Raw genomic sequence first — 9,715 nt, forward strand, 5'->3', positions numbered from 1 at the left:
TGATGATCGTGAGCACGACCATCGGATTGCCGTTTACATTTCATGCCTATATTATATATAAAAATGACTTTACTTTGTGAAAACTTAGTAAACGGTGAAAGTTTATATAACCCGACTTTTAATATTTTCATTGTGGCGTTATCGATTTTGCTGTTGTGATTAGCTTTAATGCATAACAACCAGACAAAAGGTAACTGAGATAATAATGGAGTGATCGCGCGATACATTTATTGTTATAAAGCGCCGATGGAAAGTGGCGGGGCTTAAGCACTATTTGACCGCACAGGATGCAAACTCAATCTAAAAAAACGCAATGGGTTTTTCAATATCATGATCAGAGAACGCATCAAGGTAAAGGCTGATGGCGGGTAAATCTCTACACTTTTTGTTTAGCTAAAGGTCGTTGTTCATTGCAGGATGGCGCTGAGGATAACGCCTATTTGTGGTAATCTTGGCAAATTTACCGCATCACAGGAGACCGTCATGGTCTGTCCAAAAATTCTTGCCACCAGCCTTGCTTTGGCAGCCAGCATGGCGGTCTCTGCGGCTGAGCCAGAGCAGGCGATTCGTGAAACCTTGCAAGACTTGCAGGCGGATATGCCGATTGAGGCTATTGCCGAAAGCCCAATTAACGGCCTGTATCAGGTCGCACTAAAAGGCGGGCGGCAACTCTATGCGTCAAAGGATGGGCAATACCTGATGCAAGGCTATCTGTTTCAACTTAAAGATGGGCAGGCCATCAATTTGACCGAGCAGGCGGAAAGCCAAGGTATTGCCAAGGAAATCAATGCCATTCCCGTCTCAGAGATGGTCGTATTCAGCCCGAAAAATCCAAAAACCCATATCACCGTCTTTACCGATACCGACTGCGGTTATTGCCAAAAACTGCACAGCGAGATGGGCGAACTGAATAAGCTCGGCGTAGAGGTACGCTATGTCGCCTTTCCGCGTCAAGGCATTGGCAGCGAGGGCTACCACACGCTGGTGAATGTTTGGTGCGCGAGCGATAAACAGTCCGCCATGAACCAAGCCAAAAGGCGGCAGAAAGTCGCTGATGCGCAGTGTGACAATCCCGTTGCAAAGCAATACCAACTCGGTCAGCTTATCGGTGTGCGCGGCACGCCAGCGATCGTGCTCGCCAACGGGCAGATGATCCCGGGTTATCAACCGGCGGCGCAGCTTGCTGAAGAGGCCATCGAGGCCAAGTAACCTTATCTTTTTGACAGCTATATACGGGAGTCAGTTTGAAACCGGTCAATGTCGGCATCTGCGGCCTCGGCACCGTAGGCGCGGGTACGCTTAATGTGCTTACCCGCAATGCCGGAGAAATCGCCCGTCGTGCCGGACGCGGCATTAACGTCGCGCAAATCGCGCTGCGCTCCAAGCATCCCAAGTGCGATATCGAAGGCATTGCCACCACCGATGATGTCTTTGTGCTCGCCCATAATCCGCAGATTGATATTGTGGTTGAGCTGATTGGCGGGGTGGATACCGCCCGTGAACTGGTGCTCGCGGCTATCGATCAAGGCAAGCACGTGGTCACCGCGAATAAAGCGCTGATTGCGGTACACGGCAACGAAATCTTTGAACGAGCGCGAGAAAAAGGCGTGATTGTCGCCTTTGAGGCAGCCGTTGCTGGCGGTATTCCGATTATCAAGGCGATACGCGAAGGGCTGGCCGGCAACCGCATTCATTGGCTGGCCGGGATTATTAACGGCACCGGCAACTTTATCTTGACCGCCATGCAGCAGCAGGGCAAAAGTTTTGCTGAGGCGCTCCTTGAGGCGCAGCAACTAGGCTATGCCGAAGCCGACCCGCGTTTTGATGTGGAAGGTATCGACGCCGCGCATAAGCTCACTATTCTCGCCTCCATTGCCTTTGGCATCCCGCTGCAATTTGACAAGGTCTATACCGAAGGCATCGGCCAGATTACCCGCGCCGACGTGAACTACGCCGAAGCCTTGGGTTATCGCATCAAACATCTGGGCATCGCTCGCAGCGGCGCCGATGGCATTGAACTGCGCGTGCATCCCACACTGATTCCAGATGAACGCCTGCTCGCCGATGTAGACGGCGTGATGAATGCCGTGATGGTCAGTGGTGACGCGGTTGGCCAGGCACTATTTTGCGGCGCGGGCGCAGGAATGGATGCGACCGCCTCGGCCGTAGTCGCCGATTTGGTGGACGTGGTTCGCGCACTCACTACCGACCCGGAAAACCGCGTGCCGCATCTGGCCTTTCAGCCCGAGGCGCTGTCTGACCATCCGGTGCTGCCCATTGACCAGTGTGAGAGCGCCTATTACCTGCGCATTCAAGCGCAAGACCATCCCGGCGTATTGGCTGAAGTGGCACGTATTCTTTCGACGCACAACATCAATATCGAATCCATCATGCAAAAAGAGGCCGAAGAGATTGATGGCTTGGTACCGATGATTTTGCTCACCCACCGCGTGCAGGAAGCGCGCATCAATCAGGCCATCGGTGCGCTGGAAAATCTTGCCGGGGTGAATGGCAAAGTGGTGCGCATCCGCCTGGAAACACTCGATTAACCTTTTAAGACTTAAAACCCCATGCGCTATATCAGCACCCGCGGGCGAGCACCTGCCCTTGATTTTGAACAAGCACTGCTGACCGGCCTTGCCAACGACGGCGGCCTTTATGTGCCGGAAAACCTGCCGCGCTTTAGCCTCGAACAAATAAAGTCTTGGGTCGGTTTGTCTTATTCAGAACTCGCTTTTGAAGTGATGCGCCCGTTTGTCAAAGGTTCCCTGACGGACGCTGAATTTAAGGCGATTATCGAACAAACCTACGCGGGTTTTAGCCATCAGGCCGTCGCTCCGCTGCGCCAACTGGGCGCTAATGAATGGCTTTTGGAGCTGTTCCACGGTCCTACGCTCGCCTTTAAAGACTTTGCCCTGCAACTTTTGGGGCGCTTGCTCGACCGCGCACTGCTCAAGCGCGGCGAACGTGCGGTGATTTTAGGCGCAACCAGCGGCGATACCGGCTCGGCAGCGATTGAAGGCTGCAAGGCGTGCGCGCAGGTGGATATTTTTATCCTGCACCCGCATCAGCGCGTTTCCGAAGTGCAGCGCCGCCAGATGACTTGCGTGCTGGCCGATAACATCCACAACCTCGCCATTGAAGGCAATTTTGACGACTGTCAGGAGATGGTCAAGGCCAGTTTTGCCGACCAAGATTTTCTCTGCGGCACGCGCTTGATTGCGGTTAACTCCATCAACTGGGCGCGCATCATGGCGCAAATCGTTTACTACTTTTACGCCGCGCTGCAACTGGGTGCGCCGCTGCGTTCGGTCGCATTTTCCGTGCCGACCGGCAATTTTGGCGACATCTTTGCCGGCTACCTCGCACGCAATATGGGGCTGCCGATCAGCCAACTGATTGTCGCGAGCAATCGAAACGACATCCTGCACCGCTTTATCAGCCGCAACCAATACCACAAAGACCGCCTGCACCCCACACTGTCGCCGTCGATGGACATCATGGTTTCCTCCAACTTTGAGCGCCTATTGTTCGACCTGCACGGTCGCAGCGGCGAGGCGGTCGCGCAGCTTATGGAAGACTTTAAGCAAAGCGGCAAACTGTCCATCGCCGATGACCGCTGGCAGCAAGCATGCGAGCTGTTTGATTCGCTCGCGGTGGATGATGAGAAGACCTGCCAGACCATTGCCGAAGTCTATGCACAGTGCGGCGAACGACTTGATCCACACAGCGCCATTGGCGTTCAGGCCGCGCGGGCTTGCCGTCGTAACCGCGAAGTGCCGATGGTGATTTTAGCTACGGCGCATCCGGCCAAGTTCCCGGAAGCCTCTCAGCAAGCGGGGATCAGCAGCGCCCCTGCCCTGCCACCTCATCTAAGAGACTTGATGCAGCGCGAAGAACGCTACCAAGTGCTGCCCAATGCACTTAACGCCGTGCAGGATGTTATCGCGGCCTCCGGCAATCGTGGAAAGCCGCTTTAACGCGGCTATTTCTTGTGGATACCCTTCGGCAGCCGTACCAGTACGCTGCCGGAATAAAGGTCATGCCAACTGCGGTTTTGTTTATCCAAAAGCGCCCAGAAAAAACCCAAGCCAAAGCACAGCCAAGACGCTATGGCGATCACAAAGCGCAATAGCGCTTGGCTTAGGCTGATGGCACTGCCATCGATGTTTTGCACGCGAATACCCCAGACCTGCATGCCAAGCGTTTGCCCGTTATGCGTCCAAAACTTGGCAAAAAATCCAAACAGCACCAGCAGCAGCAGCGAACTTAGCAGCGGGTCACCATCGAGTGCGCCGCTATCGCTGAGCGCACGTAGTTTTCCCTCGCCTAAAAAAGCCATCTGCAGCAGCTTGTAGCAGAGCGTTGTCACCATCAGCAGCGCAATACACAGCAGCGTATCGTAAAAAATCGCGGCGAAGCGCCTAACCAGTCCGGCGGGTGGAAAGAGGCCTTCAGGGCGCAGTAAATGTGTTTTTGACATGGCGATATCAATAAAAAACCCCTGATGTCTCCATCAGGGGTTTTTGTGGTTTAGGCTAATTATCCCACAAGCTGTACTTGATCGGCCTGCATGCCTTTTTGACCCTGCACGGCCATAAAGCTGACTTTTTGACCTTCTTTCAGACTTTTAAAGCCACTGCCTTCGATGGCGCGAAAGTGTACAAACAAATCGGGACCACTCTCGGGAGTGATAAACCCGTAACCTTTTTCATCGTTAAACCACTTGACGATGCCGTTTTGGCGATTCGACATATTTATTTCCTTTGAAGCTATGATGGATCTGAATGGATGATACCGCCTCTTACACGCACAAAAGCAGCAAGAGACTGGACTGGTTGCAGAGAGCTAAACATCGAGCGGCAACGGAGTGCAGTAAGCCTCCAAGCCATAACCACACCAAGTCACAGTTCAAAGCGACCCATGCACACACAGCGCATTCACCTTACGCGAACTGCTTTGCAAACACAAGCGCTGCTACCGATTTACATTATGCAAATATAGGGCATTTGAGCATTATTCCTGTAGGGAGAATGACCGATGCCATCGGTATTGATTAGCGGTTGTTCCAGCGGCATTGGCCGGGCGCTGGCTGAGGCGTTTAAAGGCGCGGGTTGGCAAGTGTTTGCTAGCGCACCCAAGACCGCCGATGTGACAGCGCTGGAGCAAGCAGGTTTTACCGCCATGCCTTTAAATGTGACCGATGAACAAAGCATCGCCGCCGTCTTCACCCGGTTGCAGGCGGAAAAAGTTACGCTGGATGTACTGATCAATAATGCCGGCTACGCACAGATGGGGCCGCTACTCGATATTGGCAGCCAAGGTATTCTTGAGCAAATGCACACCAATGTGGCCGGGCTGATTGGTCTTACTCGCGCTCTGTTCCCGCTGCTTAGACAAAGCCGCGGACTGGTGGTCAATATCAGCAGCGTATCGGGCGTACTGGTCACACCTTTTGCCGGTGCTTATTGCGCCTCCAAAGCAGCGGTGCATGCGCTGTCTATTGCACTGCGCATGGAACTGGCTCCATTTGGCGTATCGCTGATGGAGGTTCAGCCCGGCGCTGTCACCTCGCAGATTTCGGTGAACGCCGCGCGACAAGTTGAACGTTTAGTACCGCCCCATTCGCTCTGGTCACCGCTGCGCAGTGCGATAACCGCCCGTGTGCAGGCTTCGCAGCAGTTTGCGCAACCTGCTGATGTGTTTGCCTGCCAGTTGCTCGCCGTGATACAGCGCAAACGTAGACCGCGTTTGTTGCGCCTCGGTAAAGGTGGCTGGACATTGCCGCTAATGGCTCATCTGCTGCCACAAGCGTTGCTCGAACGCCTGCTTAAACGGCGCTTTGGCTTGCATCGCCCGCTCTAGCGTCCCTTGCCGCTAAATTGCGAAGGCGAAACCCCTTCCCATTGCTTAAAGGCACGGCGGAAGTTGGCAACATCCTGATAGCCCAGCGCCCAGGCGATTTCCTGTATCGACTGATTGCCCGCGCGGATGGCTTCGACCGCCAGCAGGTGACGCACTTCCTGCAATATCTGTTTAAAGCTGGTGCCTTCGCTTTCCAAGTGGCGATGCAGGGTGCGCGGGGTTAGGTTGAACAGGGATGCGGTAAATTCCAGACTGGGCAGGCGGTGCTGCTCCAAAATCAATTCGCGCAGCAATTGGTGGATACGCACGCCAAGAGCGGTTTTTTCATTCATCTGTAGTAGCTTGCGCTGGCAGATTTGCTCGATTTCATGAAAAGTCACCGGGTCGGCCAGTTGCAGCGGCATATCGAGCAGCACCGAATCCACGGTAAAACCGGCCCAAGGCTGACTCCAGGCAATCGGATAATCGACCATTTGCCGCACCACTTCGGCATAGTCTGGCTCGGCAAAGGGAAAGCGCACGCATTGCACGCGGTCCGCCGATACAGGGGTAATGGCCTCAAAGACATTTTTAATGGCCATCATCACCGCTTCGAGCACTGGACGTTCAATTTCAGCCAAGGGATAGCCGATAACCAAGCGAATATGCTCGCAATCTCTCGATTTATCCTGCTCATGGGCAAAGCTGAGCAAACTGGTATGCACCGCCAGATAGCGCTCCACAAACTGAAGCGTCTGGCGCAGCGTGGCACCTTGCAAGGCATTAAAGCCAATAATGCCGTGCGAGCGGATGGTCAGTTGCTGGCCGAACAGTAATCCCAGCATCGGCTCGCCAGAAAGCTCAAGCGCTTGTTTTACCAGCGCTTTGAAGGCAGCAAAGCTGGGCTGCCAGTCGCCGTCCAGTTGGTTTGGCGCAAGATGACAGCGGATAAGCCAATCCCCTTGGCTTACGCCCATTGTTTGTAATTGTTCGCCGAGCAAGCGCATATATTGCACGGGAAGAAAAAAATCGGCCATCGACAGAAGATTCCATACAGGCGGCAAGGCAAGCAATGTCAATTAATGACCCCTGATTGTCAATCCAGACCATTTTTTTGTGCGCTAAGGGTTCTTAATCTGCAACCACCCGAGGGTCTGTTCCCGCTTCAAACGTGGCCGCGACGGAGCCAGATTTTGCGCGCAGCAAGGCGCGAGGAGAGAAATGTGCTTATGCAAATGAATGACGAGCAACACAGCGGCGCACAAAATCTGGCCCGTCCCTTCGGGCTGCGCCCAAAATTTCGCCATACGTTGTTGCAGCATTTGCCAAGGTTGTACACATTGGCTGCATGCTGCGCCTAGTCTGGCGAAATTTTGAGCAGCAGCGCGGCTCGCGTTTGAAGCGGGAGCAGACCCTAACTTTCTACAACAAGGGATTAGCCATGTTTGCTTTTTTCAAAAAACAACGCCCCAGCACCGCTCTGGTCAATGGCAGCCAGGTTGTGGTGGAGCCTAAGCAGACGCTGTTGCAAGCGGCTTTGCGCCAAGGCATTGATTTTCCCCACGGTTGCCGGGTAGGCGGCTGCGCGACCTGCAAATGTAAGCTGGTTTCCGGAAAAGTGCGCGAACTGACTGAGTTCGGCTATGTACTGTCCGATGAAGAGTTAGACCAAGGCTATATTCTCGCCTGCCAGAGCGTGCCGCTAAGCGATATAGCCGTTGAAGTTGATATGAGCCGCCAACAGGGCAAACGCCGTGTGCACGGCAAAATCGTGGTGCAAGAGCATTTAACGCACGACATCACCCACTTGGTGATTCAGCTTGAGGAAAGCCTGCCCTATCGCTGCGGCCAGTACGCAAGGCTGACCTTGGACGCTCTGCCAGAGCATGACCGCAGCTTTTCCTTTGCCAGCGCCATGCAAGCCGATGCCAAGGTCAGCTTTTTTATCCGCAAAGTGCCCGGCGGCAGGCTGACCGGCTTGATTAACGACGAGGCCCTGCAAGGCCAAGGGATCACCGTTGAAGGACCTTATGGTGACTTCCACCTGCATCCTGCGGATAACCCGCTGCTGTTGATTGCCGGTGGCAGCGGCCTGTCGCCGATATTTGCCATGTTGCAGGATGCGCTGGCCGACAGCCCGCACCGCCCGGTAACCCTATTGTTTGGCGCACGCAGCCAGCGCGATTTATACGCACTGGATGAAATCCGTGAAATGGCCGCGCAGTGGGCTGCGCCTTTTGCCTTTGTGCCGGTGCTGTCTGAGGAAAGTACCGATAGCGGCTGGAACGGCGCCCGCGGCTTTGTCAGCAGCCAAATTCCGGCGCTTTTGGCCTCAGATGCACAGGTCTACCTCTGCGGCCCGCCCGCCATGATTGATAGCGCCATTGATGTACTGCGCACCTGCGGCGTGCCTGATTCGCAGATTTATATTGACCGTTTTACCACCGAACAACCTGTTTTAACTGCTGCTTAAGGACGAGCGAGGAGCCACATCATGAACAGCCTGCATTACCTTAAATACTCCCTATTTCATCTGGTCAGCCTGACCGCCATTGTCGCCCCGCTACTCGGGATTTACGCCATGTATCCGGCGATCATCCTTTTTTTCTTCTTCCTGCTCGGGGATTTTGTGCTGGGCGATGACGTCACCACACCCAAATTCAAGCGCCCAGGCATTCTCACCTTTCAACTGTGGATAGCCTTGCCGCTACTGTGCGCCATTTTGTTTACCGCCATCTGGAGCGTCAGCAGCCAGGACTTCTTAGGGTTCGGTCACTGGCTTGGGTCGTTAATGGGCGTAGACCTGATAGCGATACGCGATGCGTCGCAGTTCGGCTGGTTGTTTGTTGGCAAAATCATCTCGGTGGGTCTGTTGATTGGCTTGGTCGGCACCATCACCGCGCACGAATTAACCCACCGTACCTGGGATCCGATTTCCATGTTTATCGGGCGCTGGCTGCTCGCGTTTAGCTTCGACACCATCTTTTCCATCGAACACGTTTACGGCCATCACCGTTATGTGTCCACCACTGAGGACCCGGCGACCGCGCCGCGCGGACGTAATGTCTACCATCACATTGTCGCCTCGACCATCAAAGGCAATATCAGCGCTTGGAAGATTGAACAACGCCGCCTGAAACGCAAAGGGCAAAGCCTGTACGGCTGGCATAACAAAGTCATCACCGGCCATCTGATGAGCGTCTGCTTGATTGCGGCTGCTTGGTTGATTGGCGGCGTAGCGGGTGCACTGTTTTTTGTTATCAGCGCACTGTGGGGAAAATCCCTGCTGGAAATCGTCAACTTTATGGAGCACTACGGCATGGTGCGCGACCCGTCCACACCGGTGCAACCACGGCATTCCTGGAACGCCAATAACCGTATCAGCTCTTGGGTGATGTTTAACTTAACCCGTCACTCGCACCATCATGCGCAAGGCGAAGTGCCGTTTCAGGATTTGCGCCCCTTCCCGGACGCGCCGATGATGCTGACCGGCTATCTCGGCACCATCATCCTCGCCATGATGCCGCACGTCTGGAACCGTCTGATGGTGCCCAAAGTACTGGCTTGGGACAGGGACTATGCCAGCACCAGAGAACGCGAGTTGGCCTATGAAGCCAACCTCAAAAGCGGCATACCGGCGCTGGTAGAGGCCGCCAAAAAAGATGCTGCTTTTTACGGCAAAACCTCCGGTGAAGTCATAGCGCAAGGGCAAATGGCTTAAAGAGCGAAACCCGCCTTGGCAAGGCGGGTTTTTCAATAATTTTGAAGGGTCTTAGGAAGAAAACATGTTTTTATGGCATGATAACTTCCTGATATGACTGGTAAAAATAGGTACTTCAAACGTTCGAAAATCAGCGAAGCGAGATTTCGT

The 9,715-nt window shown here is 54.1% G+C and carries 9 protein-coding genes; 6 read left to right on the forward strand and 3 right to left on the reverse strand.

Annotated elements, in window-relative coordinates:
- Positions 1-483: 483 nt before the first annotated feature.
- Genes AXE65_RS11310 through thrC form a run of 3 tightly spaced genes read left to right on the forward strand, consistent with a single transcriptional unit; the run spans position 484 to position 3,980 of the window.
- The gene (locus AXE65_RS11310; protein WP_068392423.1) at positions 484-1,209 is read left to right on the forward strand and encodes a DsbC family protein; all 726 of its coding nucleotides are present in this window, start codon (positions 484-486) and stop codon (positions 1,207-1,209) included.
- A gap of 35 nt (positions 1,210-1,244) precedes the next feature.
- Positions 1,245-2,549: a homoserine dehydrogenase gene (locus tag AXE65_RS11315; RefSeq protein WP_068392426.1), complete on the forward strand. Its 1,305-nt coding sequence runs from the start codon at positions 1,245-1,247 to the stop codon at positions 2,547-2,549.
- Positions 2,550-2,570: 21 nt separating this feature from the next.
- The gene (thrC, locus tag AXE65_RS11320) at positions 2,571-3,980 is read left to right on the forward strand and encodes a threonine synthase (RefSeq protein WP_068392428.1); all 1,410 of its coding nucleotides are present in this window, start codon (positions 2,571-2,573) and stop codon (positions 3,978-3,980) included.
- Between the two features lie 5 nt (positions 3,981-3,985).
- On the opposite strand, the gene AXE65_RS11325 is transcribed toward thrC, so the two are convergent.
- Both AXE65_RS11325 and AXE65_RS11330 read right to left on the reverse strand, forming a co-directional pair.
- Entirely contained in the window at positions 3,986-4,483 is a 498-nt protein-coding gene (locus AXE65_RS11325) for an RDD family protein (RefSeq protein WP_068392433.1), read from the reverse strand.
- A gap of 59 nt (positions 4,484-4,542) precedes the next feature.
- Positions 4,543-4,755: a cold-shock protein gene (locus AXE65_RS11330; RefSeq protein WP_068392437.1), complete on the reverse strand. Its 213-nt coding sequence runs from the start codon at positions 4,753-4,755 to the stop codon at positions 4,543-4,545.
- 285 nt (positions 4,756-5,040) lie between these two features.
- Between AXE65_RS11330 and AXE65_RS11335 the strand changes: the two genes are divergently transcribed.
- Positions 5,041-5,865: an SDR family oxidoreductase gene (locus AXE65_RS11335; RefSeq protein ID WP_068392446.1), complete on the forward strand. Its 825-nt coding sequence runs from the start codon at positions 5,041-5,043 to the stop codon at positions 5,863-5,865.
- On the opposite strand, the gene AXE65_RS11340 is transcribed toward AXE65_RS11335, so the two are convergent.
- Positions 5,862-6,881 (reverse strand): AraC family transcriptional regulator, encoded by a 1,020-nt coding sequence (locus AXE65_RS11340; protein ID WP_068392447.1) that lies wholly within the window; start codon positions 6,879-6,881, stop codon positions 5,862-5,864. The two genes, AXE65_RS11335 and AXE65_RS11340, sit on opposite strands and share 4 nt — an antisense overlap.
- A gap of 404 nt (positions 6,882-7,285) precedes the next feature.
- Between AXE65_RS11340 and AXE65_RS11350 the strand changes: the two genes are divergently transcribed.
- Both AXE65_RS11350 and AXE65_RS11355 read left to right on the forward strand, forming a co-directional pair.
- Positions 7,286-8,317, forward strand: a complete 1,032-nt coding sequence (locus tag AXE65_RS11350; RefSeq protein WP_068392450.1) for a 2Fe-2S iron-sulfur cluster-binding protein — start codon at positions 7,286-7,288, stop codon at positions 8,315-8,317.
- A 21-nt stretch (positions 8,318-8,338) separates the two neighbouring features.
- Positions 8,339-9,565: an alkane 1-monooxygenase gene (locus AXE65_RS11355; RefSeq protein ID WP_079214151.1), complete on the forward strand. Its 1,227-nt coding sequence runs from the start codon at positions 8,339-8,341 to the stop codon at positions 9,563-9,565.
- Positions 9,566-9,715 lie beyond the last annotated feature (150 nt).

Source organism: Ventosimonas gracilis (assembly GCF_001580025.1).
Taxonomy (GTDB): domain Bacteria; phylum Pseudomonadota; class Gammaproteobacteria; order Pseudomonadales; family Pseudomonadaceae; genus Ventosimonas; species Ventosimonas gracilis.